At 66.4% G+C, this 24,871-nt stretch carries 25 protein-coding genes; 5 read left to right on the plus strand and 20 right to left on the minus strand.

Going from position 1 to position 24,871, the window contains the following annotated elements:
* Nucleotides 1–92: 92 nt before the first annotated feature.
* The 10 genes from rnc to HGI30_RS12610 all read right to left on the minus strand — a co-directional run bounded on the left by rnc (nt 93) and on the right by HGI30_RS12610 (nt 7,828).
* Complete coding sequence (gene rnc, locus HGI30_RS12565; protein ID WP_168907876.1) at nt 93–791, minus strand: ribonuclease III; 699 nt, start codon at nt 789–791, stop codon at nt 93–95.
* Entirely contained in the window at nt 781–2,022 is a 1,242-nt protein-coding gene (gene fabF, locus HGI30_RS12570; RefSeq protein WP_168907877.1) for a beta-ketoacyl-ACP synthase II, read from the minus strand. The genes rnc and fabF overlap by 11 nt, the downstream gene beginning before the upstream one ends.
* Before the next feature lie 244 nt (nt 2,023–2,266).
* Complete coding sequence (acpP, locus tag HGI30_RS12575) at nt 2,267–2,500, minus strand: acyl carrier protein (protein ID WP_021880976.1); 234 nt, start codon at nt 2,498–2,500, stop codon at nt 2,267–2,269.
* 118 nt (nt 2,501–2,618) lie between these two features.
* Nucleotides 2,619–3,368, minus strand: coding sequence for a 3-oxoacyl-[acyl-carrier-protein] reductase (gene fabG / locus HGI30_RS12580; protein ID WP_168907878.1), 750 nt, complete (start codon nt 3,366–3,368; stop codon nt 2,619–2,621).
* A 13-nt stretch (nt 3,369–3,381) separates the two neighbouring features.
* On the minus strand, nt 3,382–4,326 hold the full coding sequence (fabD, locus tag HGI30_RS12585) for an ACP S-malonyltransferase (protein WP_168907879.1): 945 nt from the start codon (nt 4,324–4,326) through the stop codon (nt 3,382–3,384).
* Nucleotides 4,327–4,386: 60 nt separating this feature from the next.
* Nucleotides 4,387–5,373 (minus strand): beta-ketoacyl-ACP synthase III, encoded by a 987-nt coding sequence (locus HGI30_RS12590; RefSeq protein ID WP_328805107.1) that lies wholly within the window; start codon nt 5,371–5,373, stop codon nt 4,387–4,389.
* Entirely contained in the window at nt 5,370–6,371 is a 1,002-nt protein-coding gene (plsX, locus tag HGI30_RS12595) for a phosphate acyltransferase PlsX (RefSeq protein WP_168907880.1), read from the minus strand. Before plsX ends, HGI30_RS12590 begins: the two co-directional genes overlap by 4 nt.
* A complete protein-coding gene (fapR, locus tag HGI30_RS12600) occupies nt 6,368–6,973 on the minus strand; it encodes a transcription factor FapR (RefSeq protein WP_168907881.1) in 606 nt (201 codons plus the stop codon). Before fapR ends, plsX begins: the two co-directional genes overlap by 4 nt.
* A 142-nt stretch (nt 6,974–7,115) precedes the next feature.
* Nucleotides 7,116–7,289, minus strand: coding sequence for a 50S ribosomal protein L32 (gene rpmF, locus HGI30_RS12605; RefSeq protein ID WP_028597468.1), 174 nt, complete (start codon nt 7,287–7,289; stop codon nt 7,116–7,118).
* A 50-nt stretch (nt 7,290–7,339) separates the two neighbouring features.
* Entirely contained in the window at nt 7,340–7,828 is a 489-nt protein-coding gene (locus HGI30_RS12610; protein ID WP_168907882.1) for a YceD family protein, read from the minus strand.
* A gap of 153 nt (nt 7,829–7,981) precedes the next feature.
* Between HGI30_RS12610 and HGI30_RS12615 the strand changes: the two genes are divergently transcribed.
* Nucleotides 7,982–9,226: a nucleotidyltransferase gene (locus tag HGI30_RS12615; protein WP_168907883.1), complete on the plus strand. Its 1,245-nt coding sequence runs from the start codon at nt 7,982–7,984 to the stop codon at nt 9,224–9,226.
* A 133-nt stretch (nt 9,227–9,359) separates the two neighbouring features.
* Here the strand turns inward: HGI30_RS12615 and HGI30_RS23045 are convergent, their stop codons facing one another.
* Nucleotides 9,360–10,220, minus strand: a complete 861-nt coding sequence (locus HGI30_RS23045; RefSeq protein ID WP_206109919.1) for a S16 family serine protease — start codon at nt 10,218–10,220, stop codon at nt 9,360–9,362.
* 95 nt (nt 10,221–10,315) lie between these two features.
* Here HGI30_RS23045 and HGI30_RS12625 point away from each other — a divergent pair, with 95 nt between their 5' ends.
* Nucleotides 10,316–11,665: a nucleoside recognition domain-containing protein gene (locus HGI30_RS12625; protein WP_168907884.1), complete on the plus strand. Its 1,350-nt coding sequence runs from the start codon at nt 10,316–10,318 to the stop codon at nt 11,663–11,665.
* Between the two features lie 76 nt (nt 11,666–11,741).
* Here the strand turns inward: HGI30_RS12625 and coaD are convergent, their stop codons facing one another.
* Nucleotides 11,742–12,245, minus strand: coding sequence for a pantetheine-phosphate adenylyltransferase (gene coaD / locus HGI30_RS12630; RefSeq protein WP_168909863.1), 504 nt, complete (start codon nt 12,243–12,245; stop codon nt 11,742–11,744).
* 37 nt (nt 12,246–12,282) lie between these two features.
* Nucleotides 12,283–12,906: a 16S rRNA (guanine(966)-N(2))-methyltransferase RsmD gene (gene rsmD, locus HGI30_RS12635; RefSeq protein ID WP_407945042.1), complete on the minus strand. Its 624-nt coding sequence runs from the start codon at nt 12,904–12,906 to the stop codon at nt 12,283–12,285.
* A 247-nt stretch (nt 12,907–13,153) separates the two neighbouring features.
* Between rsmD and HGI30_RS12640 the strand changes: the two genes are divergently transcribed.
* On the plus strand, nt 13,154–14,992 hold the full coding sequence (locus HGI30_RS12640; RefSeq protein WP_328805109.1) for a fibronectin type III domain-containing protein: 1,839 nt from the start codon (nt 13,154–13,156) through the stop codon (nt 14,990–14,992).
* Nucleotides 14,993–15,477: 485 nt separating this feature from the next.
* Here the strand turns inward: HGI30_RS12640 and mnmH are convergent, their stop codons facing one another.
* The gene (gene mnmH, locus HGI30_RS12645) at nt 15,478–16,512 is read right to left on the minus strand and encodes a tRNA 2-selenouridine(34) synthase MnmH (RefSeq protein ID WP_168907887.1); all 1,035 of its coding nucleotides are present in this window, start codon (nt 16,510–16,512) and stop codon (nt 15,478–15,480) included.
* 28 nt (nt 16,513–16,540) lie between these two features.
* Nucleotides 16,541–17,590: a selenide, water dikinase SelD gene (selD, locus tag HGI30_RS12650; protein ID WP_168907888.1), complete on the minus strand. Its 1,050-nt coding sequence runs from the start codon at nt 17,588–17,590 to the stop codon at nt 16,541–16,543.
* 189 nt (nt 17,591–17,779) lie between these two features.
* Here selD and HGI30_RS12655 point away from each other — a divergent pair, with 189 nt between their 5' ends.
* Entirely contained in the window at nt 17,780–18,841 is a 1,062-nt protein-coding gene (locus HGI30_RS12655; RefSeq protein WP_168909864.1) for a permease, read from the plus strand.
* A gap of 85 nt (nt 18,842–18,926) precedes the next feature.
* On the opposite strand, the gene HGI30_RS12660 is transcribed toward HGI30_RS12655, so the two are convergent.
* The gene (locus HGI30_RS12660; protein WP_168907889.1) at nt 18,927–19,727 is read right to left on the minus strand and encodes a hypothetical protein; all 801 of its coding nucleotides are present in this window, start codon (nt 19,725–19,727) and stop codon (nt 18,927–18,929) included.
* A 174-nt stretch (nt 19,728–19,901) separates the two neighbouring features.
* Here HGI30_RS12660 and HGI30_RS12665 point away from each other — a divergent pair, with 174 nt between their 5' ends.
* A complete protein-coding gene (locus tag HGI30_RS12665; protein ID WP_168907890.1) occupies nt 19,902–20,357 on the plus strand; it encodes a NucA/NucB deoxyribonuclease domain-containing protein in 456 nt (151 codons plus the stop codon).
* Nucleotides 20,358–20,599: 242 nt separating this feature from the next.
* Here the strand turns inward: HGI30_RS12665 and HGI30_RS12670 are convergent, their stop codons facing one another.
* The 4 genes from HGI30_RS12670 to HGI30_RS12685 form a co-directional block, all read right to left on the minus strand.
* Nucleotides 20,600–21,328 (minus strand): amino acid ABC transporter ATP-binding protein, encoded by a 729-nt coding sequence (locus HGI30_RS12670; RefSeq protein WP_168907891.1) that lies wholly within the window; start codon nt 21,326–21,328, stop codon nt 20,600–20,602.
* On the minus strand, nt 21,321–22,772 hold the full coding sequence (locus tag HGI30_RS12675; protein WP_168907892.1) for an amino acid ABC transporter substrate-binding protein/permease: 1,452 nt from the start codon (nt 22,770–22,772) through the stop codon (nt 21,321–21,323). Before HGI30_RS12675 ends, HGI30_RS12670 begins: the two co-directional genes overlap by 8 nt.
* A 237-nt stretch (nt 22,773–23,009) precedes the next feature.
* Nucleotides 23,010–23,540 carry a peptide deformylase gene (gene def / locus HGI30_RS12680; RefSeq protein ID WP_168907893.1) on the minus strand — a complete coding sequence of 177 codons (531 nt, stop codon included), beginning with the start codon at nt 23,538–23,540 and terminating at the stop codon, nt 23,010–23,012.
* 100 nt (nt 23,541–23,640) lie between these two features.
* On the minus strand, nt 23,641–24,741 hold the full coding sequence (locus HGI30_RS12685; RefSeq protein ID WP_168907894.1) for a metallophosphoesterase: 1,101 nt from the start codon (nt 24,739–24,741) through the stop codon (nt 23,641–23,643).
* Nucleotides 24,742–24,871: the final 130 nt, after the last annotated feature.

Below are 24,871 nucleotides of genomic sequence, written 5' to 3' on the forward strand. Positions count from 1 at the left end.
TGTACCATAAGGACAAAAGCCCCGGCACCTGATGCGGTTCAGGCTGCCGGGGCTTTCGGCCATGCGGTCCGGGCGCCATGCGCCCGTCCTTCCTACTCTTCCTCGCGCGTCTTTTCCCATGCTTCCTCGGCGGCACGCTGCTCGGCTTCTTTTTTGGTGCGGCCGGAGCCTACGCCGAGCACCTGCTCCCCGACGAGCACCTCCACCACGAACTCGCGGTCATGCGCCGGACCTCGCTCCTCGGCCACGCGGTATTCCACCGTGCCGAGCGCCAGGTTCTGCGCCCGTTCCTGGAGCTTGGACTTGTAGTCCTTGCCGGACAAGCCCGGCGTGTCCTCCAGCTTGGGGAACATCTCCCGCCGCAGGAAGTCGCGGACCGCATCGACGCCCGCATCGAGGTACAAGGCGCCCACGAACGCCTCGAACAGGTCGGCGAGCAGCGCCGGGCGCTGGCGCCCGCCGAGCTGCTCTTCGCCTTTGCCCAGCCGGACATAGGAGCCGAAGTCGAGCAGCTCCGCGAACCGGGCGAGCGAGGGCTCGCAGACGATGGCGGCGCGCATCCGGGTCAGCTCGCCCTCCGGCCGATCCGGATGGGTGCCGAACAGATGCTCGGATACGAGCAGCTGCAATACGGCGTCGCCGAGGAACTCCAGCCGTTCGTTGTCCTCCGAGACGCTGCTGCGGTGCTCGTTGACGTACGAGGTATGGGTAAAAGCGAGCCTCAGCAGCTGCGGCTTGCGGAACGGAAGGCCCAGCTGCCGCTGAAGCTCCTGGATTCGATCACGCTTCATGCTTCTTCATGATGATGGTGGCGTTGTGGCCGCCGAAGCCGAACGAGTTCGACAGCGCCACCCGCACGTCCGCCTTGCGGGGCTCGTTGGGCACATAATCGAGATCCAGCTCCGGATCCTGGTTGTCGAGGTTGATCGTCGGCGCGATGACGCCGTTCTCGAGCGTCATCGCGAGGATGACGGCTTCGACGCCGCCTGCGGCTCCGAGCAGATGTCCCGTCATCGACTTGGTCGAGCTGACGGCCAGCTTGTACGCATGGTCGCCGAACGTATTCTTGATCGCCGTCGTCTCCGACTTGTCGCCGACCGGAGTCGACGTGCCGTGCGCGTTGATGTAGTCGACCGCCTGCGGCTCGATGCCGGCATCGCGGATCGCCATGCGCATGCAGCGCGTCGCTCCGTCCGGATCGGGCTCGGTCATGTGGTGCGCGTCGCCGCTCATGCCGTAGCCGATCACCTCAGCGTAGATATGGGCTCCGCGCGCCTGCGCATGCTCCAGAGACTCCAGAATGAGCACGCCGGCTCCCTCACCCATGACGAAGCCGTCGCGGTCGACGTCGAACGGACGGCTGGCCTTATGCGGCTCGTCGTTGCGCACGCTCATCGCGCGCATGCTGCAGAAGCCGGCCATCGCCATCGGACGGATCGTCGACTCGGCTCCGCCGCAGATCATGACGTCGGCGTCGCCGCGCTGAATCATCTTGTACGAGTCGCCGATCGTATGCGTGCCGGTCGCGCACGCCGTCACGACGGTCGTGTTCGGGCCTTTCGCCCCGGTCGCCATGGAGACCTGGCCGGAGGCCATGTTCGCGATCATCATCGGGATGAAGAACGGACTGACGCGCTTAGGGCCCTTTTCGAGGAGGACGCTGTGCTGATCCTCCCAGGTGCCGAGTCCGCCGATGCCGGAGCCGACCATGACGCCGGTGCGCTCCGCGTCGGAGTTCTCGCCGATGCGCAGGCCCGCGTCCTCGACCGCCTTCAGGCTGGCGACGACAGCGAGCTGCACGAAGCGGTCCATGCGGCGGGCTTCCTTCTTGTCCAGGCCGTAAGCCTCAGGCTCGAAGCCCTTGATCTCGGCGGCGATGCGGGTCGTGTACTCGCTTGCGTCGAACGACTCGATGGTCGAGACGCCCGATTTGCCCTCGAGCAGATTGCCCCAGAACTGTTCCTTGCTGTCGCCCAGGCTTGTCAGCACGCCCAGGCCGGTTACTACGACTCTATTTGTCATTGGAAGGGTTTCACCTCGGGAAACGGCAAGATGGACGGCCGGATGCCGGACCGTCTTGAAGCGTCTTGTCATGCGGTGTATGGAATTCCACGCCCGAGACGGGCAGGAAGACGATTCGTGGTCAAAAACGGATGCGCGGTGCGCATGCGGATGAAGCGGGATGATTCCGGGCGGGAAAGGACGAGCGGAAATTCGCCTGACGTAAGAGAGAAGTCCCGTCGTGAAACGGGACTCGGTGTGACAATTACGTATGAGATTGTATGTAATTGACTACTTCTCCCACCGTCGTGATCTTCTCTGCATCTTCATCAGAGATCTCCAGGTCGAATTCATCCTCAAGCTCCATGACCAGCTCGACTACGTCTAGCGAGTCAGCGCCGAGGTCATCCTTGAAGGAAGCTTCGAGGGTCACTTCCGCTTCATCAACGCCAAGGCGATCAACTACGATGCGTTTGACGCGATCCACTACTTCGGACATCCGGTTCACCTCCTCCATCGTATTATACGAGAATCCTATTCAAAATGCCATACGCAAACGGTTCCTCGGAGACGGATCGAAAGCAGGCGGCCGCTATAGAATGGCCGCGCCGCGTCCATTACATGTACATGCCGCCGTCCACATGCACCGTCTGTCCGGTCATGTAAGCGGCCGCATCGGAAGCCAGGAAGCGCACTGCGGCCGCGATGTCCTCCGGCCGGCCGAGACGGGCGAGCGGAATGCCGCCGAGCATCGACTCGCGGGCTTCCGCAGGCAGCTTGTCCGTCATGTCCGTCTCGATGAAGCCTGGCGCGACGCAGTTGACGGTGATGCCGCGCGAGCTGAGCTCACGCGCCGACGATTTGGTGAGCCCGATGACGCCGGCCTTGGCCGCGACATAGTTGGCCTGTCCGGGATTGCCGAGCGCGCCGACGACCGAGGAGATGTTGATGATGCGGCCGGAGCGCTGCTTCATCATCGGACGGCTGACGGCCTTGATGCCGTTGAACACGCCCTTCAGGTTCGTTTCGATGACTTGGTCGAACTCCTCTTCCTTCATTCGCATGATGAGGTTGTCGCGCGTGATGCCGGCATTGTTGACGAGGATGTCGAGCTTGCCCCAGGCGTCGAGCACGCTTTTGACAAGGCCGTCGAAATCGGCCGACTTGCCGACATCGCCCTTGAGCACGAGCGCCTTGCGGCCGAGCGCCTCCACGGCCGCGGCCGTCTCGGCTGCGGCGGCCTCGCCGCCGGCGTAGTTCACCGCGACGTCGGCGCCCGCCTCGGCGAGCGCGATGGCGATCGCGCGGCCGATGCCGCGCGAGGCGCCCGTGACGAGAGCGGTCTTGCCCGTCAGATCTGCAAACATATCCGGTTCCTCCTTATGCTTCGTTGGTCAGCTCCGCGGCTGCCGCCTGCAGCGACTCCACGCTGTTCACGGACAGGACGCGGACGCTGCGGTCCGTCTTCTTGATAAGGCCGGCCAGGACGGCGCCCGAGCCGAGCTCCACGAACGTATCGACGCCTTCTTCGATCAGACGCCGGACGGTATCCTCCCACAGCACCGGGGAATAGACCTGCTCCACGAGCAGGCGGCGGATGTCCTCCGCGCCCGTCGCCGGAGCTGCCGTCACGTTGGCGACGACCGGCACCGACGCGTCCGCGATCGCGACCTCGCCGAGCACGGCGGCCAGCTTGTCCGCCGCCGGCTTCATGAGCGAGGAGTGGAACGGCCCGCTCACCTCCAGCGGAATCGCGCGCTTCGCGCCCGCTTCCTTGATGCGCTCGCCTGCCTGGGCAACGCCATCGGCGCTGCCGGAGATGACGATCTGGCCCGGGCAGTTCACATTGGCCAGCTCCACCGGATGGCCGCCCGCCGATACCGACGCGCACAGCGCCGCCAGCGCATCGCGCTCGGCGCCGAGCACGGCGCTCATCGCGCCTTGTCCGCCCGGCACCGCCTGCTCCATGAACTCGCCGCGGCGGCGCACCGTGCGCACGGCGTCGGCGAAGCCGATCGCGCCCGCAGCCGTGAGCGCGCTGTACTCCCCGAGGCTGTGCCCCGCGACATAATCGGGCTTGATGCCCGTCTCGCGGAACGCTTCGAGGAAGGCGGCGCTCACCGTGAGCAGCGCCGGCTGCGTGTTGGCCGTCTGCTTGAGGGCTTCATCCGGCCCATTGAAAATCAGCTCGCTCAGCGCGAAGCCGAGGGCGGCGTCCGCTTCCGCGAAGACGCCGCGCGCCGCAGGACTGGCGTCGTACAGGTCCTTGCCCATGCCGACCGCCTGGGCGCCTTGGCCCGGAAATACAAATGCGATTTTGCTCATGCTGAAGCCGCCTTTCCTTGCTTGTCGGTTGAATGCCGCTCGAGCGGCTGGAACGTCCGTTTACCAGACGAGGACGGATGCTCCCCAAGTGAGGCCGCCGCCGAAGCCGACGAGCAGCAGCTTGTCGCCTTCGCTCACCTTGCCCTGCTCGACCGCTTCCGCCAGCGCGAGCGGGATCGAGGCGGCCGATACGTTGCCGTACCGGTCGAGGTTGACCATCGCCCGCTCCTCCGGCAGCTCCAGCCGGCTGAGGGCGGACTGGATGATGCGGATGTTCGCCTGGTGCGGGATGAGCAGGTCGATGTCGCTTTTGCCGAAGCCGGCCTTGGACAGCGCCTGCTCTGCGGAGGCGCCCATGACGCGCACCGCGAACTTGAACACGTCGTTGCCCGCCATCTTGAGATAATGCTGCTTGGCCTCGACGCTGTCCGCCGTAGACGGCAGGCGCGAGCCTCCGCCCGGAATCTTGAGCAGCTGGCCCCCGCTGCCGTCGGAGCCGAGCTCGAACGACCGGAATCCTCGGCCCTCCGGCACTTCGCCCAGCACGACCGCGCCTGCGCCGTCGCCGAACAGGATGCAGGTGTTGCGGTCCGTATAGTCGGTGATGCGCGAGAGGCATTCGGCGCCGACAAGCAGCACATGCTTGTACAGGCCCGCCTGGATCATGCTCGAGGCCGTCGCGAGGCCGTAGATGAAGCCCGAGCAGGCCGCCGACAGGTCGAACGCCGCGGCGCGGGACGCGCCGAGCCGGTCTTGCAGCAGGCTCGCCGTAGACGGGAAGAACATGTCCGGCGTAATCGTCGCGACGATGACCAGATCGAGCTGCTCGGCCGTGATGCCGGCGCTCTCCAGCGCCTTCACGCTCGCCTCGTAGGCAAGGTCGGACGTCGCTTGGTCGTCCGCGGCGATGCGCCGCTCGCGGATGCCGGTGCGGGTGACGATCCATTCGTCGTTCGTCTCGACGATCCGCTCCAGGTCTTGGTTCGTAAGCACCTTTTCGGGGACGTACTTGCCGGTGCCGATGATGCCGACCGATATGGGCTTCATGACAGGACCTCTTTTCCTTTGATCTCAGCGGCCACCGTCGGGATGAGCCGGGCCTGCAGAGCGATCCGCGCCTGGCGGACGGCGTTCTTGACCGACTCGGCGTCCGAGGAGCCATGGCACTTGACGACGAGGCCGTTCAGCCCGAGCAGCGGCGCTCCGCCGTACTGGGCGTAGTCCATCTTGTTCTTCAGCCCCTTGAGCCCGGGCATGAGCACGGCGGCGGCCAGCTTCGTCAGCAGGCTGCTCGTGAAGGCGGACTTCAGCTCCTTCATCATCGCTCCGGCCGTGCCTTCCATCGTCTTGAGCAGGATGTTGCCGGCGAAGCCGTCGCAGACGAGCACGTCGCAATTGCGCTGCATGACGTCGCGCGATTCGACGTTGCCGACAAAATCGATCGGCGCCTTCTCCAGCAGCTCGAACGCCGCCTTCGTCAGCTCGCTGCCTTTGCCCGGCTCGGTGCCGACGTTGAGCAGGCCGACGCGCGGACGCGCGATCCCATGTACTTTTTCCCGGTAGATGCTGCCCATGACGGCGTACTGCGCCAGATGCTCCGGCTTCGCGTCCATGTTGGCGCCGAGGTCGAGCGCCAGCACGCCGACGTTGTCGAGCGTCGGCAGCACCGGCGCGAGCGCCGGGCGCTCGATGCCGTCCATGCGGCCGACGACGAGCAGGCCCGTCGTCATGAGCGCGCCCGTATTGCCGGCGGACAGCATCGCGTCCGCCCCGCCCTCGCGGACGAGCCGGCCGGCCACGACCATGGAGGCGTCCTTCTTGCGTCGCACGGCGCGCACCGGCTCGTCGTCCGCTTCGATCTTTTCGCTGGCGGGATGGATGCTCAGGTTGGACGGCCGCGAGCCGTCCAGATGCGCTTCAATCGCCTCCGGGACGCCGACCAGCACGAGCTCCGTATCCGGCCATTCTCGGGCTGCCGCCAGCGCCCCCTTGACGATCTCCGCAGGCGCGCGGTCTCCGCCCATCGCGTCAATCGCGATCTTCAATGCTCGTCTCCTCCTTCTATGCCTGCCGCTTCGCCGCCCGAGCGGTGGATCATGAACTGGCCTTCGAACACCAGCTCGTCCCCCACGTAGGAGAACACCTCCACCTTGGCCTTGCTGCGCTGCCCCGCCCGGCGTACATACGCCTTGGCGATGCATTTCTCCCCGAGGCGGACCGGCCGCAGGAAGCGGATGTCTGCCGTCGCGGTGAGCGCGACCTCGTCGTTGATGACGGCGACGGCAAGCGAGTTCGCTTGCGCGAACAGATGATGTCCCCGCGCGATGCCGCTGCGGGAGAAGGCATGCTCCTCCCCGATCTCGAAAATCGAGATCGCGCTGCGGTCGAGCTGCAGATCGACGATCTCGCCGATCACCTCGTCCGCCTGCAGCGAGCGGACGGGATCGTAGGAGCGCTCCGCCATCAGCTTGAGCCGCTCCCGAAGCTCGGGGATGCCGAGCTCCATCCGATCCAGGCGGACGGTCTGGATGCTTACTTTCAGCAGGCGGGTCAGCTCGCGGTCCGTCATGAAGGGGTTGTCCTCCATATGCTTCAGTAGCTGCTGATGCCGCTGCTTTTTCGGAAGGCGTTCGATGACCTGCACCACCTTTGATCTTATCCCTATGCACGATTCCGAAGTTTAACACCTGGTACCAATTCAGTATAGTAGAATTGCCATCAGCCCGCAAACCAAAAAAACGCCCGCCATGACGGCGGGCGCTTCGTTTCCCTTGCGGGACGGAAGAGGACTATTGGGAAATAACCTCTTTGGTTTTGTAGTATCCGCAAACTTTGCAAACATGGTGAGCCAGCTTGAGCTCTCCGCACTGCTCGCATTTCACCATGCCCGGCACAGTCAGCTTGAAGTGCGTGCGGCGTTTGTCGCGGCGCGTTTTGGACGTTCTGCGTTGTGGTACTGCCATTGTCTAACACCTCCTTCAAAGATCGGCGTTGCCTCAATCATGAGCCGCTTCTACTCCAGCAGCTTTTTAAGCGCCTCGAACCGGGGGTCGATGACATCCCTGGAACAGCCGCATGATTGCTCGTTCAAATTCGTTCCGCAATCCGGGCAAAGCCCCTTGCAGTCGTCGCTGCAAAGCGGCGCCATCGGCAGGTAGATGAGCAGGGTGCCCTCCACGTAAGGCTGAAGGTCGACCTTGTCCTCTTTCACGAGGATGAGATCCTCGTCCGCCTCCGGATCCTTGACCATCGTGGCGAGCGCGAAGCGCTCCTCGATCGGGATGCGCAGATGCTCCTCCACCGGCTCCAGGCAGCGCGAGCAGACCATCGTCACGTCGGCGCGCAGCTCTCCGGCCACCTGCGCCGTGCCCTCGTAGGGCCGCACGTCAAGCTCCACGGACATAGGCTTGGCCGAAACGACGTCCTTGCGGTCCTGCAGCAGCTCGGTCACATCCAGCTTCTCCCGGAAGCTAGGCTCCTGTCCTTTAGACACGACTTCCATGACACGAAATTCCATAAGATCACTCCAAACAAACAAAATTTATTATATCGAGCCTAGAAGCTATTTGTCAACCAAATCTCCTTGTCATTCACCGCTCCGAGCCGGCCATGCTATAGTTAGGAATGAAAACGCTGACCGAATCGAGGTGCCAGGATGCGGACTGTAGGCCTTATCGTCGAGTATAACCCTTTTCACCATGGCCATGCCTATCATCTCCAAAAATCGAAGGAGGCTGCCGGAGCCGACGCAGCCGTCGCCGTCATGAGCGGCAGCTTCCTGCAGCGCGGCGAGCCCGCGCTCATGGACAAGTGGGCCCGAACCCGCACCGCCCTCGAAGGCGGCGTCGATCTCGTGCTCGAGCTGCCGCTCGCCTACGCCGTGCAGCCAGCCGAATGGTTCGCCTACGGCGCGGTCTGGACGCTCGAGGCGGCGGGCGTCGTCGACGCGTTCTGCTTCGGCAGCGAGAGCGGCGAGCTCGGCCCGCTGCGGGCCGCCGCCCGCCTGCTCGCGGAGGAGCCGGATTCGTTCCGCGCGGCGCTCGCATCCGGGTTGGAGCGCGGGCTTCCGTATCCGACCGCTTATTCCGCGGCGGCTGCGGAGCTGCTGCGCCGGGAGGGCGGCGCGGAATTCCCGCCGCTCGCGGCGGAGGAGCTCGCGCAGCCGAACATGACGCTCGGGCTGCATTATCTGCTCGCGCATGAGCGGCTCGGCGGCCGCATGCAGCCGCTCACGATCCGCCGCGAAGGCGCCGGCTACCATGAGGAGGCCGGCAGCGGCTCCATCGCCAGCGCGACCGCGATCCGCCGCATGCTGGAGCAGGCCGGCGGCGCGTCCGGCATCGCGCGCTACGTGCCGGCTTCGACGCTGGGCATCGTGGAGGAGCAGCTTGCCGCCGGAGAGGCGCCTCGGCGATGGGACGACTACTTTCCGCAGCTGCTGCACCGGCTGCTCACGGAGCCGCCTGCCTCGCTGGCAGGCACGCTCGGCTTCGGCGAGGGACTGGAGCGGCGGATCGCCGCGCAGCTCGCCGGGCTGCCGGAGCTCGGCTTCGAGCCGCTGCTCGCCGCCGTCAAGACGAAGCGCTACACGCGCACGAGGCTGCAGCGGGCATTGCTCGGCGTGCTGCTGAACCTGCGCGCCTCCGAGCTCAGCCGCGAGCGTCTGGCCGCCGGTCCCGGCTACCTTCGCGTGCTCGGCTTCACGCCGCGCGGCCGCGAGCTGCTCGCGCGCATGCGTCGCGAGGCTTCGGCGCCGGTGCTGACGAGTGCGGCGCGGGCGGAAGGCCTGCCGCTGCTGGAGCTCGACGTCCGCGGCACGGCGGTCCATGCCGCCGGCGGGGGCTGCCGCGACCCGAAGCGGCTGCTGCGGGACTATTACGAGCCGCCGATCCGCCTCTAGCGGACGGCCAAAGCGGCGCCTGCGCCTCCCGGCAGGCGCAGGCGCCGTCGATGGACGTCCGGCCCGGCCGGCTCGGCGGACCGCCGAGCCGTATCAGCACCGATCGAGACGTGTTTCCTTCTCGCAGGGAACGTCACCTCTGCCGGAGCAGATCGACCGCCTCGCCGAGCGAATCCGCGCCGACGATCATCATGCCCCCTCCGGCTCGACGCGCCGCTTCCGCCGCTTCGCCCGCTTCCGCCTTGGGCGCGACGAACAGGTCGGCGCCGGCCGCGGAGGCCGCCTCCGCCTTGCGGCCCACGCCCCCGACCGCTCCGATGCGGCCCTCCGCGTCCATCGTCCCGGTGCCCGCGATGCGCCTGCCTCCGAGCAGGTCGGCTTCCGGCGTCAGCCGGTCGTACAGCGACAGCGCGGCCATCAGGCCTGCGGACGGACCGCCTGCCCCCGCAGGCCCCAAGCGGATCGGCTCAGACGAGCCGTCCCCGACGACCCGGCCGATCGGCCGCGAGTCCGGCTCCGATCGCGGCGCGCCTCGCTCAGGCTCAGGCGTCTCCTCCCTAATCTCCTCGATCCATCCCCGCTCGGCCTCGCCCGCCGCCGCCCGCGCCGCCTCCAGCAGCGCCTGGCGCATGGCCTCGTCCATGCGCTTGCGGTAGGCGTCCTCCGTCTCGCCGCCGAGCACCGCGCGGACGGCGCGCGCGTCGCCGCGTCCCGTCAGCTCCGCATACGCCGCCTGGAGCAAGCTCGCCCGCTCCAGCTTGACCGCGGTGTACAGCCATGCCGGCCCTTCTCGCGCGGCAGCCTCTCCGGCAGCGCCCGTCCCGGCGGCCGTCCCGACCCGGATGAGCGGCTCGGCGTCGCGCGCGAATCCAGCCGTCTGCACGTAATACGGCTTCGGCAGCACGGCGGCCGCGACGATGCCCGCAAGCGCCAGCGCGGGCAGCCAGCGGGGGAGCGCCCGGCGCGGCGCAAGTTCCGTCCTTTTCCGCAGCATGCTCGTTCCTCCCGCCTTCCTCTTCTTCTAAGCCCGTCCTCCGGCGCGTATACATACAGGAGCCTGCCCGTCCCAGATCGAAGGAGGATCGCCCCATGCTCCGTACCCTAGTGACCGCCTGCGCCGCCATCCTCGTCGTCGCCGCCATCGTCGGCGGCACGTCCGAGGCCTTCCAGGCATCGCTTTCCGGACTTTCGCTGTGGTGGAATTTCGTCTTCCCCGCTTTGCTCCCTTTTCTCGTGCTCGCCGAGCTCATGCTCGCCTTCGGCCTCGTGGACGGCCTCGGCGTCCTGCTCGCGCCGCTCATGCGGCTGCTCCGCCTGCCCGGGGCAGCCGGCTGGGCGCTCGTCCAGGGCTGGACGAACGGCTACCCGGCCGGCTCGAGCGCGGCAGCCGGGCTCGTGCGCTCCGGGCGCCTCACTCCGGCGCAGGGGCAGCGGCTGCTCGCGCTTGTCCATTCGCCGAATCCGCTGTTCGTCATCGTCGTGCTCGGCGCAGGCTTCCTCCAGCAGCCGCTGTTCGGACTGCTGCTGCTGCCGCTCCTCTGGGCCGGCTCGCTGCTCGCCGCCTGGACGACGAGCCTCTTCGCGCCTCGTCCGGCGTCGGAGTCGGAGTCGGCAGCGACGGGCTCGGACGGCGCGCAAGCCCCGGGCGGAGCCGTCGTAACGGACGGCGCGACGGGCGGCGTCCCGCGCGTCGCTCCCGGCACGGAGGGCGCCAGCGGAGCGCTGCCTGGCGGAGCGCCTCCCTCCCGCAGCAAGCCTTCGGCCGCGGTCCGCTTCCTGCACGCGGTCGAGGACGGCCGCCTGCGCGACGGCCGCAGCTTCGGCAAGGCGCTCGGCGACGGCGTGAGCGGCGCCGTCCAGCAGCTCATGGCGACAGGCGGCCTCATCATCCTCGCCTCCGTGCTGCTGCGCCTGCTGCAGCCGCTGCTGCCCGCCGCCATCGCCGGCCCCGGCTTGACCGCCGCGGCCGAGGCGCATCTCGGCGCGGCGGCCCTCGCCAGCTGGCATGCGCCGGAGCCCGCCTCCCTGCTGCAGGCGGCCGCGCTCGCCGCCGCGCTCGGCTGGGGCGGGCTGTGCGCGCTGCTGCAGGCGGGCGCCGCCGCCAGCGACGGCGGCCTGCGCCTGCTCCCGCTCGCCGCCGCGCGCCTGCTCGCCGCCGCCTATTCCGGCGGCCTCGCGCTGCTGCTGTGGCGGCCGCTGTCGGCGCTTGGCGGCGCTGCCGCGCCCGCCTTCGCCGGCGCAGGCGGCGCGCCGGCCGCCGGCTGGCTCGCCGAAGCGCAGCGGCTGCTCCAGGAGCCGGGCGCCTGGAGCGACGTGCTGCGCGGCGCGCTGCTGCTGCAGCTGCCGCTCGCCGCCGCGCTCGCCTCGGCGCTGCTGCTGCTCTCGGCCGCGGCCGCGCTGGCGACCCGCCTGCGCCGTCCCGGCCGGTCCGGCGCCTAAACGCAAGGCGTCTTCGGCGATGCGGCGCCCGTCAGCCGGTCCTCCAGCCGCGCCGCAGGGACGAATAAAACCGGCCTTACAAAGGCCGGTCCGGGTATTTGAGCAGCAGCTCCCTTTCGACCGCAGGCGGCACCAGATCCTTGACGCTGCCTTGGAACCGGGCGATTTCCTTGACGATGCTGGAGCTCAAATAGGAATATTTCGGATTGGTCATCATGAAGATCGTCTCGATCTCCTCGTCGAGCCGATGGTTCATGGAAGCCAGCTGCAGCTCGTACTCGAAGTCCGTCACCGAACGGATGCCCCGCACGATCGTGCGCGCGTCCCGGGAGCGCATGAACCGCACGGTCAGATCGCGGAAGCTGTCGATCTCCACATTGGGGATATCCTTCGTAATCTCCGCCAGCAGCCGCTTCCTCTCCTCCACGGAAAACAGCGGATTCTTGCTCGTGTTGTTGAGCACGGCGACGATCACCGTGTCGAACTGCCTCGCCGACCGCTGGATGATGTCCAGATGGCCGCAGGTGACCGGGTCGAAGCTGCCCGGGTAGACCGCGATGCGCCCCTTTCCCGCCGCCATCGGCGCCGCTTCGTCGCGGCCCGCTTCTTCTTGATGCCTATCGTTCTTGTCCATCTGCAGCCTCCGTATTCCCGTCTTCGCCCCGTCGGTACACCGTGACCGCCGTCTCGCCATACTCTGCCCGCTTGCCTTGCCGCCATGCCCCGATCCGCTCCGGATAGGCATGGGAAGCGTCGTGCTCCACGACGACGACCGCATCGTCCGCCAGCAGCTCCCGTTCCTGGAGGTCGGCGATCAGCTCGTCCATATGCGTCAGCCGGTAGGGCGGATCGAGAAAGACGGCCGAAAACCGCTGCCCCCGCTTCTGCAGCGCCTTGACGGCTCGTCCCGCCTCATTGGTGTAAATCTCCGCCCGCGCGGCCATGCCGGCCGCAGCGACGTTGGCGCGCACGACCGACACGCTCGCGCGGTCCATATCGACGAACACCGCCTTGTCCATCCCCCGGCTCAGCGCTTCGATGCCGAGGCCTCCCGTGCCGGCGAACAGATCGAGCGCCCAGCCTCCGTCGAAATAGGGACCGATCATGCTGAAGATCGCTTCCTTGACCTTGTCGGTCGTCGGCCTCGTATTCATGCCGGGCACCGCTTTGAGCGCGCGCCCTTTCGCTTCGCCCGCGATCACTCTCATCGTGGTCCGCTCCTCCTGTTGCTTGCGGCGAATCGCCGCCAAAATGGCCTTCCTATCGTACCACAACCGCGTCGCGCGATGAAAGCGCTGGCTCGGATCGCGGCAAGCGTCGCGGGGAGAAGCTCCGCCAAGCGGACGGAGCCCCCGTCCAAGGCCGCTTTCCGACGGCAGGACCGGCGGAATTTGTCCCTCCGTCGAAGCGATTTTCCCCTTACCGGCCCGCGCGGGCCGCCGGATAATGGAAGGGAACTCATTTCCCAATCCAAAGGAGGAAAATCATTTGACCCTACCCCGGTTCCGGCTGCCGCGCCGCCTCGCGGCCGCCTGCCTGTCCCTCGCGCTCGCGGCCGGCCTGAGCGCCGCAAGCCTGTCCGCTCCGAAAGCCGTCGATGCCGCCCCGGCCGGCGGCTACAAGATCGTCGGCTACTGGCACAACTTCGACAACGGCTCCGGCTTCATCCGCCTGCGCGACGTGTCGCCCGACTTCGACGTCATCAACGTCAGCTTCGCCGAGCCCGTCGGCGGCAGCGCGACCGGCAACATCGGCTTCGCTCCGTACAATTATACGGAAGCGGACTTCAAGGCCGACGTCGCCTATCTCAAGAGCAAAGGCAAGAAGGTGCTCATCTCGATCGGCGGAGCGAACGGCCAGGTGCAGCTCGCCTCGACCGCAGCCCGGGACACGTTCGTCAGCACCGTCTCCGGCATCATCGACAAGTACGGCTTCGACGGCCTCGACGTCGACTTCGAAGGCCATTCCCTGTATCTGAACGCCGGAGACTCGGACTTCAAAAATCCGAAAACGCCGGTCATCGTCAATCTCATCGACGCGCTGAAGACGATCAACAGCCGCTACGGCAGCGACAAGTTCGTGCTGACGATGGCGCCGGAGACGTTCTTCGTGCAGCTCGGCTACTCGTTCTACGGCGGCAGCTGCATCAGCTGCGACAGCCGCGCCGGCGCCTACCTGCCGGTCATCTACGCCACACGCGACATCCTGGACTGGCTGCAGGTGCAGAACTACAACTCCGGTCCGATCACCGGCCTGGACGACCAGTACCATACGATGGGCAACGCCGACTTCCATGTCGCCATGGCCGACATGCTGCTGACCGGATTCCCCGTCGCCAAGAACGCGGCCCAGTTCTTCCCCGCGCTCAAGCAGGAGCAGGTGCTGCTCGGCCTCCCGGCGAACGGCAACGCGGGCGGCGGCTTCACGTCCGTCGCCGAGGTGCAGAAGGCGCTGGATGCCCTCATCAAGGGCCAGCAGCTGAGCACGTACAAGACGCGCGGCAGCGCCACGGGCTACCCCAACCTCGGCGGCCTCATGACCTGGTCGGTCAACTGGGACAAATTCAACAACTTCGAATTCTCCAAGCAGCATCGCGCGTACCTGAACGCCATCGCGCCGACCGCCCCGGACACGCAGGCGCCGACCGCGCCGGGCAGCCTGGTCTCGACCGCCAAGACCGCCTCGAGCGTCAGCCTCGCCTGGAGCGCTTCTACGGATAACCGCGGCGTAACGGGATATGTCGTTTCTTACGGCAGCAGCTCGCTCGAGACGACCGGCACGTCCGCGACCGTCACCGGACTATCGGCCAGCACCGCCTACACCTTCACGGTCAAGGCGAAGGATGCCGCCGGCAACCTCTCCGCCGCCAGCTCGCCGCTTGCCGTCACGACAAACGCTCCGTCCACCGACACGACGCCTCCGACCACGCCGGGCTCGCTCGCCGCGACCGCCAAGTCGTCCACCGGCGTCACGCTCGGCTGGAGCGCTTCGACCGACAACGTCGGCGTGAGCGGCTACGTGGTAGCCTACGGCTCGACGTCGGTCGAGACGTCCGGCACGAGCTACGCGGTCTCCGGCTTGACGCCGAACACCGCCTACACCTTCACCGTCAAGGCCAAGGACGCCGCCGGCAACCTGTCCGCCGCCTCCTCGCTGACCGTGACGACGGATGCCGCTTCCGGCGCTGCGGCATGGGCCGCCGGCGTCAGCTACAAGACGGGCGACCTCGTGACGTACGGCGGAAAGACGTATTCCTGCCGCCAGCCGCACACGTCGCTGCAAGGCTGGGAGCCGCCGAACGTGCCGGCTCTGTGGCTGCTGAAGTAAGGGGCGTATCGCACAGGCACGGCCCGGGCGGGACGAGAGCAGGCGCAGCGCTCTCGTCCCTCCAAGCACAGGCACGGCAGGAGCAAGCGCGGCAAAGCCGCCGCTCAGCCTCCTCGCAAGGCCCGCAGGATGAGGACGAAGCCGGGAGCGTGCTCTCGGCCTCGTCTTTTTTCTTCTTATCGCAAATTTTTTGGAAAGAAGCATGTATAAGCCGCCGTGGGGGCGGACATCCTTGTATTACCGGCGTCGAGAGATGCCGTAGACACCGCGGAGAAGGCTTACGTTTCCCCATAAGCTCTTCGTCCGGTTTCTCCTCTCCCATGAAAGAGGCCCCCGCAAGGGGGCCTCGCTTTTTTGCGTCCGGACGTTATTCAACCGGCAATTCCAGCAAGCAGCTCTACTCGACATGCCGATCCGCCCGCCACAAAAAACACGGGACGAAGCCGAGCAGACACGGCCTCGTCCCGGATCCGGAAGCAGCGGATTCAGGTCGCGTCCGGCAAAGCCGCCCTCACGCCGTCGAGCGCCTCCTGCTCCGTGCGCGCCCGCACGAGCTTCTCCCGCTCCTGGTCGTAGCGGTCGGCTCCATGCTCGTAGCGCGGATCATAGTAATGCTCCAGCAGCAGCTCGGCCGCGACGTCGAATCGGTCCTGCTCGATGCTCGCCTGGATCTCCTTGGCCACGGGCGTGTGCATGCGCGGCTTGATGACCTTGAACGCGTGCAGGCAGGCGTCCTTATGCTCCTTGGGCCGGTAGTCCTGCACGATATGCCGCACGCGCACCGGCATCGGCAGCTCGAGCCGGATCGGCACGCCGCTTTCCTTCGCATCCATCAAAAATTGCGGCATCGAGCACTTGCCGATGCGGCGGCTTTCCGCCTCCATGATGACATATGGCGCCCGCTCGAAGCGCAGCAGCGCCTCCAGCAGCTCGGCGTCGAACGTCTTCTGGTTGCTCCCCCGCAGCCCGACCTCGCCGAAGATCGAGCCCCGATGGCTCGCGAAGCCCTCGAGATCGAGGACCGGATAGCCTTCTGAGGCGAGCTGGCGCAGGATCGCCGTCTTGCCGGTGCCGGTATTGCCGTGCAGCACGTAGGCCGGCTTGTCCAGCCGGTACGTCTCCAGCGTCTCCACGACCCAGCGGCGGTACTCGCGGTAGCCGCCCGCCAGCCGGTAGCAGTGGATGTCCATGAGGCCGAGCAGCGTCGCCGTCGTCCGGCTGCGGCCGCCGCCGCGCCAGCAGAACAGCGCGATCTTGCCCGGCAACGCCGCGAATTCGCCGATGAACGCCGGCAGCTTGGCGCTCATGAGCTCGAGCCCGCGCCGCTTGGCCTCCGCCATGCCGCGCTGCTTGTACAGCGTGCCGACCTCCGCCCGTTCGGCGTCGTCGAAGAACGGGATGTTGACGCTGCCGGGAATCGTCGCCTCCGCGAATTCCGAGGGCGAGCGGACGTCGACGATCGTCAGCTCCTTGCGGTCCCTCATGTCCCGCAGCTTGGGTACGGTCAAGTCCTGAAACATCGCCATTCCTTCTCTCTCTATAATACGGTTATACGGTCCGGATCCGTCCGGCCTGCTCGGCCGACGCCTCGCCGATGAGGGCGGCCTCGACGCCGCCTTCGCGCAGCTCGGCGAGAAGCGCCTGCGCCTGCTCCGAGCCGACGGCGATCAGCAGGCCGCCCGACGTGACCGCATCGCACAGGATGAGGCGGTCGATCTCGTCATGCTCGTCGGCGAAATCGACCGACGGGCTCACATGCGCATGGTTGTTGCGCGTGCCGCCGGGGATGAAGCCGGCTTCCGCCAGCTCGCGGGCGCGCGGCAGCACCGGCACGTCGTCCTTGACGATCGTCAGGCCGACGCCGCTGCCTTTGGCCATCTCCATCGCATGGCCGAGCAGTCCGAATCCGGTCACGTCCGTGCACGCATGCACGTCGTAGCCGTCCATGATTTCGGCGGCGCGGCGGTTCAGCATCGACATGACGCGGGTCACCTGCGCGACTTCGTCCGGCGAAAGCTGATCCTTCTTGATCGACGTCGTGTAGATGCCGACGCCGATCGGCTTCGTCAGCAGCAGCGCGTCGCCCGGCTTCGCGCCGGCATTGGTCCGCACCCGGTCCGGATGCACCAGCCCCGTGACGGCCATGCCGAACTTCGGCTCTTTGTCGTCGATCGAATGTCCGCCGAGCAGCGTCGCGCCGGACTCGGCCAGCTTGTCGCCCGCTCCCCGCAGGATGTCGGCCAGAATCGACTTGTCCAGCGCCTGGATGGGGAAGGCGACGATATTCAGCGCCGTCAGAGGCTTGCCGCCCATCGCGTAGATGTCGCTGATCGCGTTGGCCGCGGCGATCTGCCCGAACGCATACGGGTCATCGACGATCGGGGTGAAGAAATCGACCGTCTGCACGAGCGCCATGTCGGCGCTCAGCCGGTAGACGCCGGCGTCGTCGCTCGTATCGAGCCCGACGAGCAGGTCGGGATTGGGCACCGACGGAGGGAGCTGGCGCAGCACCTGCGACAGGTCGGCCGGTCCGATCTTGCAGCCGCAGCCTCCCTTGCTGGACAAGGACGTCAGTTTGACGCTTGGGGATATCGACATAGGTTTCCCTCTTTTCCGTAAGCTATCGTTCAACCCCTTCATTATACGACAACCTTTGTCCGGCTCCAACTCCGACCGGCCGCTGCCTGGAGCTTCATTTCCTGCTTCCGCTTTAGGAGCGCTGTGCTATAATGGTCGAGCACTGACACCATTCGAGGAGGTTTTTCCGTCTTGAGCCCTTCTTCCACGATGCCCTCCCGGCGTCCGAACGACGGCCGCAAAGCGCTGTGGCTCGCCGTCCTGTTCATCCTCATCGCCGCCGCCGGCCTCACTTATATCAAGTGGTGGCCCTACTACGGCAAGGCGATCAAGGCGATCACCGAGCATACGATCGGCAGCTCGATCCTGACCGGCGGACAGGAAGCGATTCCGAATCCTTCCTGGCAGTCCGCGTGGGACTACGCCGTCGTCTATTATAAAGCCGTCTGGAAAGCCGCCGTATTCGGCATCCTGCTCGGCTCGCTCGTGCAGGTGCTGCTGCCGGCGAACTGGCTCATGCGCGTGCTCGGCCAACGCACGTTCCGCAGCACGGTGTGGGGCGGCGTCGCTTCGCTTCCCGGCATGATGTGCTCCTGCTGCGCCGCGCCGATCGCCGCCGGCCTGCGCAAGAAGAACGTCTCCGTCGGAGCCGCGCTCGCCTTCTGGCTCGGCAATCCGCTGCTCAATCCGGCGACGCTGATCTTCATGTTCTTCGTGCTCGGCTGGGACTTCACGCTGCTGCGCCTCGCCTTCGGGCTGGCGATCACGTTCGGCGTCAGCTACCTGGCGAACCGCTTCGCGGGGGAAGCGTCCGTCTCCGAGGACAAGCTGCCGGCCGAGGCGCTCGCCCCGGCCCAGGCGGATCATCGGCCGTTCCTCGTCCGCTGGGGACGCAGCCTCGGCACGATGCTGCTGAACGTCATTCCGGCCTACATCCTCGCCGTGCTGCTGCTCGGCGCCGCGCGCGCCTGGCTGTTCCCGACGCTGGGCGAAGGAGCCGGCACGACGGTGCTGGCGCTGCTCATCTTTGCGATCGCGGGCACGCTGTTCGTCATCCCGACCGCAGCGGAAATTCCGATCGTGCAGTCGTTCCTGTCGCTCGGCTACGGCGGCGCGGCTGCCGGCGCGCTGCTCGTCACGCTGCCGACGGTCAGCCTGCCCTCGCTGCTCATGCTGCGCCGCGCCTTCCCGGCGCGCGTGCTCTGGCTCGTGTTCGGCTCCGTCGTCGCGTCCGGCCTCTTGAGCGGCTTGATCGGAGCATTCCTGTTCTGATCGGCAGCATGCCAAAAAAGACGGAAGCCCGGCTTGATGCCGGCCGCTTCCGTCTTTTTTGTCGTTGTCGCCGCTCACCCGCCGCTCATCCCCCGCCGTCCGGCTCGAGGCAGGCGGCCGCTTCGCTGCGGCTCTCCCGGGAAAGGCGCCCAAGCAGGCGCGCGACGACGATGAACAGCGCGACGGCGAACAGCACCGCGGCGAGCGGATGCTCCGGCAGCGCCATGTAGCCGAACATCGGCCCCATCAGGCCGCCCATCGCGCCGCCGAGCAGCCCTTCCAGCGCCGGCGCGGCTCCGTGGCGGCTGCCCGCCGCATAGCCGGCCCAAGCTGCGGCAGCTCCTGCGCCGATCGCAGGAAGCGCGAATTGGCCGAGCAGCACCGACAGGATCGTGCCTCCGGCCAGCCCCGCCGCCATCGAAAAGCCCATGCAGCACATCATGAGCGGCATCTCGGCCGGCCGCTCCATGTAGCGCAGCCGCAGCATCTGACGAATCGTCAAGGCGGCGATCAGCAGAAGCGAGAGGATCTCGAATAGCGCCCTAGCAAGCGCCCAGCCCTGCAGCGGCGCCTGCAGCCCGCCGGCTCCCATCTCTTCGCCGTGGTCCATGGCGTGCCCGGCCGGAGCCGCGTCCGGCGCCGGCGCTTCCTGCAGCGCGACAGCCTGCGTCGTCTGGCGGATCGGCGCGGCTCCTGCCGCTTCGGCCAGCCCCGTCGCGGCCGCGCCCCAGCCGAAGGCGAGCCCGAGCAGCAGGCCCGCCGCAGCGACGGCGATCCGCCCTTTTGCGATGGCGGCCATGAAGCGACGAGGCAGCCGCAGCCGTCCGCCTGCGGCTTGTCCCGCCGCAGCGGAAGCCAAGCGCGGCGCAGAGATCCCAGTTCGCATATCATCCCCTCCTCTGACCCGATGCGCGGAGTCCGTCTCTCATCTCTATGCGAGTCGAGGCGAGGCTAGAAGCTTGCGAAGCCCTTTCCAGATCCTGGTCTTCCCAAACGTACGTTCCCTGTTATACTGGAGGCGTAGGCTCCGCACAGGAGAGAACCGATCAGGAGGACGACCATGACCCGCACCGACAGACGACGACCGCTTCGCCTGCTCCCCTCCCTGCTTGCCGCGCTGCTGCTGGCGGCGCTGCTCGGCGGCTGCTCCTTCGAGCTCAAGCTGCCGCAGCCTTCCGCCGCGCCCTCCGGCCACGACGCGACGATCTATTTCCCGTCGGACCGATATCCCGATACGGCCGAGCATATCCGAGCCGCGATTGCCGCCGGGGCTTCGGCCATCTGCACGATCGACCGGGACGGAGCGGACGCCAACCGCCGCGAGTCGCTCCAGGGCATCCCGACCCGCAAGAACTATGACCGCGACGAGTGGCCGATGGCGATGTGCCGCGAAGGCGGGGCCGGGGCGGATGTCGCCTACGTCAAGTCCTCGGACAACCGCGGCGCCGGCTCCTGGATCGGCAACCAGCTGCGCGAGTACGAGGACGGCACGCGCATCCGCTTCGTCTTGCCTTGACCCTAGGCGGGGCCGGACTTGCACGAATCCGGGAGCCGGCGCCGCCCGATGAAGCCGGGCCAGCGGCGTCTCGCAGCACTTTCCGTACGCATGCAAAAATCCCGCTCCGTCCGCGCATATGCGGATGAAGCGGGATTTTTGCGCGCCTCGCCTAGGCGGGGTCCTGGATAAGCCCGGCCCATGCGGCCGGGTCCGGCTCGCGATGAACCGCCTGCCGCTTTGCGGCCGGAGCGGCAGCTTGTTTACAGCACCTTTTCCAGGAAGCTGATCGTCCGCTCCTGCTGCGGCCGGCCGAACAGCTCCTCCGGCGGGCCTTCCTCGACGATGTAGCCGCCGTCCATGAAGACGGCCCGATCGGCGACCTCGCGGGCGAAGCCCATCTCATGCGTGACGACCATCATCGTCATGCCCTCGCTCGCCAGGTTCTTCATCACGCCGAGCACTTCCCCGACCATCTCCGGATCGAGCGCCGACGTCGGCTCGTCGAACAGCATGATGTCCGGGTTCATCGCCAGCGCCCGGGCGATCGCCACGCGCTGCTTCTGGCCGCCGGACAGCTGCGCCGGATAGGCGTCCGCCTTGTCGGAGAGCCCGACCCGATCCAGCAGCCGCAGCGCGGTCTGCCGGGCTGCCGACTCGTCGAGCTTGCCGAGCTCCGTCGGCGCGAAGGCGATGTTGCGGAGCACGCTGAAGTGCGGGAACAGGTTGAAATGCTGGAACACCATGCCGATGTTCTCGCGCACCTTGTTGATGTCCGTGTCCTTCGCGTTGATGTCGACGTCGTCGACGACGACGCGGCCGGCGGTGATGTCCTCCAGCCGGTTCATGCAGCGCAGCAGCGTGCTCTTGCCGGAGCCGGACGGTCCGATGACGCAGACGACCTCGCCGGGCCGCACCTGCAGGTCGATGCCCTTGAGCACCTCGTTCGAGCCGAAGCTCTTCTTCAGCCCTTCGACGCGGATCTTACCCATGGCGCACCTTCCTTTCCATACGCTCCGCCAGCTTCGTCAGCGCGATGATGACGATCAGGTAGAGCACCATGACCGTCGTCCAGATCGTGAACGACTCGAACGTGCGGGCGATGATGATCTTGCCGGACTGCGTCAGCTCGACCAGGCCGATGACCGACAGGATCGACGTATCCTTGAGCGTGATGACCATCTGGTTGATGAACGAAGGCACCATGACGCGGATCGCCTGCGGCAGGATGATCTTGCGCATCGCCTTGCCGTAAGGCAGGCCGAGCGAGCGCGCCGCCTCCATCTGGCCGCGATCGATCGACTGGATGCCGCCGCGGATGATCTCCGTCACGTATGCGCCAGCATTGAGGCTGAGCGTGAGGATCGCCGCGAGGAACAGCGGCATCGTGAAGCCCAGCGCCTGCGGGATGCCGAAGTAGATGAAGAAGGCCAGCACGATGAGCGGAATGCCCCGGAACACGTCGACATAGACCGTCGCAACGCCGCGCAGGAAGCGGCTGCGCCCTACCTTCATGAATGCGAACAGCAAGCCGAGCAGGAAGGCGAAGAAGAGCGAGACGATCGTGTACAGCAGCGTCTTGCCGAGACCTTGAAGCAGAACGGGGAGCGACTCGGAGATGAGGCCCCATCCGCCGCCGCTCGCCTGCTGCGCGCCCTCGCCCAGATACGTCTCCTGGATGCGCGCATGCTCGCCGCTGTTTTTCAGGTTGGCGAGGCCGTCGTTGAACATGCGCAGCAGCTCGGCGTTCTGTCCTTTGCGCACGGCGAAGCCGTAGGAAGCTCCGGCGACCTTCTCCTCGTCGGTCAGCTGCAGCCCGTTGCCCTGCTGGATGCCGTAGGCGATGACCGGATAGTCGTCGAAGCAGGCGACCGAGTTGCCGCCCTTGACATCGTCGTACATCTGCGCCGAATCGTCGAACGGCACGATCGTGAACCCGTACTCGCCGGCGATCGACTCCGCGTAGCGATAGCCCTCGGTACCGGTCTTGACGGCGACCTTCTTGCCCCGCAGATCCTCGTACGTCCGCGTCTGGCTGTCGTTCTCGCGCACCGCCATGATGACGCCGGAGTCGAAGTACGGCTCCGAAAAATCGAACTTGAGCTTGCGCTCGTCCGTGATGCTCATGCCGGCGATGACGCCGTCCACCTGTCCGGACTCCAGCGCCTGCACGGCGGCGTTGAAGCCGAGCGGCTTGATCTCGTAGCGGAAGCCCTGATCGCGGGCGATCGCCTCCATCAGATCCATGTCGATGCCGACGAAGGTGCCGCTCGCATCCTGGAACTCGAACGGCGCGAACGTGACGTCCGTTCCGATCTGGTACACCTTGCCCGAGGCAGGCTCCGACGCCGCGGCGCTGCCGCTCCAGCCGGCCGCGCCCGTCACCGTCAGGATCAGGAGAAGCCATGTCAACCCAAGCGCGCGAATCGTTCTCATATTGCCCTCCCTTGATGTGTCAACTCCGATGTTCGTTACCCGCCCAAAGGAATATTGTAACAGGCCGCATCCACTTCGATGCCGGAGGCTTGTTCCGTTAGAATATCCGGAACGAAAAAAAGGGATTCCCGGCCGGCATGATGCCGAGCGGAAATCCAAGTCTGCCTGCGCGAAAAAGCGCCGATGGGCACTCGCGCGCCGCGCTCGCTCGCTCCAGGATGCGGCCGATGCCATGAATCAGACACGCCGCGCGCCCTGCCCCCGGCTGAGCGCAAGAAAAGGCACCAGCGGCGACTGGCGTCCGGTGGCATCCTCATAAAGCCATCCATCCTGGATATGGTCGACATAGAGCACGCCGTTCAGATGATCCATCTCATGCTGGATGCAGCGAGCCAAGCCTCCCTCCGCTTCCAGGACTGCCGTTTCGCCTGATCTCCGCATCGTGCGGACCGTGATGGACATGGCACGCTTCACGAAGCCGTAATATCCGGGCAGGCTGAGGCAGCCTTCGGTGCCGGTCTGCTCGCCGGAGGCGCGGATCAGCTGCGGATTGATGAGCTCCACGAGTCCGTCGCCGACATCGATCACGATCAGCCGGCGCAGGAGGCCGATCTGGGGCGCGGCGAGGCCGGCCCTTCCTTCTTTGGCGTACAGCGTCTCCCTCAAGTCATCCAGCTGCCTGTGCGTGCGCGGATCCGTCGGATCGGCATCGCGGCAGCTGCTGCGCAGCGCGGATTCCCCGAATGGAACAATCGTTCGAACGGTCATATGCCGGTTCCCCTCTCTTTCAAAGGCATGGATAAATCCATTTTATCCCATCCGTCCGGCGCTGAACAGCCATGCGCGCGGTCCAAGGGCAAGCTCCGTTTCAAGAAAAGACGAGGCGCAGCTGCACGACCTCGGAGCGGCTGCCCAGACGGATCGGCGGCCCCCAGAAGCCGAAGCCCGAGGTGACGACGGACGTCATCTGCTCCTTGCGCAGCACGCCCCAGTCGTTCTCGTAGATCGCCCCCGTGATGAGATGGCCCGGCGCGATCTGTCCGCGATGCGTATGGCCCGACACCATCAGGTCGATGCCGCTCTGCGCGGCGATGTCCAGCTCGTACGGCTGATGGTCCAGCAGGATGACCGGCTTGGTCGGGTCGGCCTGCTCGGCCAGCTGCGCAACCTCCGCCCGGTTCCGCTCGGTGCGGTCCTTGCGGCCGATCAGCGTCAGCCGGTCCTCTATGGTCACGACCTCGTCGTACAGCACCTGCATGCCGCTCGCTTCGAGCGACTCGATGATGCGCTCCGTCGGGCCGTCGAACTTGTCGTGGTTGCCGAGCGTCGCGTAAACGCCGTACGGAGCCTGGATCTTGGCGAGGATCTCTCCGATGCCGCTGCTCTCGTACAGCTCGAGATCATCGTCGATGATGTCTCCCGGGAACAGCACGAGATCCGGCTGGAGCCTCTCGATCTCCCGGACGAGACGCTCGGCGTGGGCCGGTCCGGAAAGCAGGCCGAAGTGCATGTCCGCCGCCATGACGACATTCAGCTCCTTGAGTCCTCCCGCCGGCTTGTCGATGCGCACCTCGTACGTGCGGACGACCGGGCTGTACGCCTGGTACGAGCCGTAGGCAAGCAGGCTGAGCAGCGCGGCGAGCGTAATCGCTCCGCCCCATTTTTCCGCCCGATGGCGAGGAATCCGGGTGAGCCTCAGCAGCAATAGCAGCAGCTGCGCGACCGGCAGCACCAGAAGCAGCAGCGCGAACAGCGCGAGCCAGTACGAGCCGACGCGGCTGATCAGAGCATAGTCGGGGAAGAAGCGCCCGAGGAAAAACGACAGCGCCAGAACCGACAGCCCGGCGATGTAGAGGATGCGGAACCAGGCCGCCGCGGCCGGCTTCAGCCAGCGCCACCCGCTCCAGCCGACGTACCAGACAAGCCCTCCGTAAAGAAGCAGAAAAACGATCCCTAGCATGATGTGCACCAGCTGCAGCTCTCCTTTGATCGCATGACCTTATTGCTATCGTACCGGAATGGCGGAGGCGAGGTCAAAAAACGGGCTTGCAAAAACGAATCCGATTCGTTATATTAAAACTAATTAGATTAGTTTATTT

It is taken from the genome of Paenibacillus albicereus (assembly GCF_012676905.1).
In the GTDB taxonomy this organism is placed as follows: Bacteria; Bacillota; Bacilli; order Paenibacillales; family Paenibacillaceae; genus Paenibacillus_O; species Paenibacillus_O albicereus.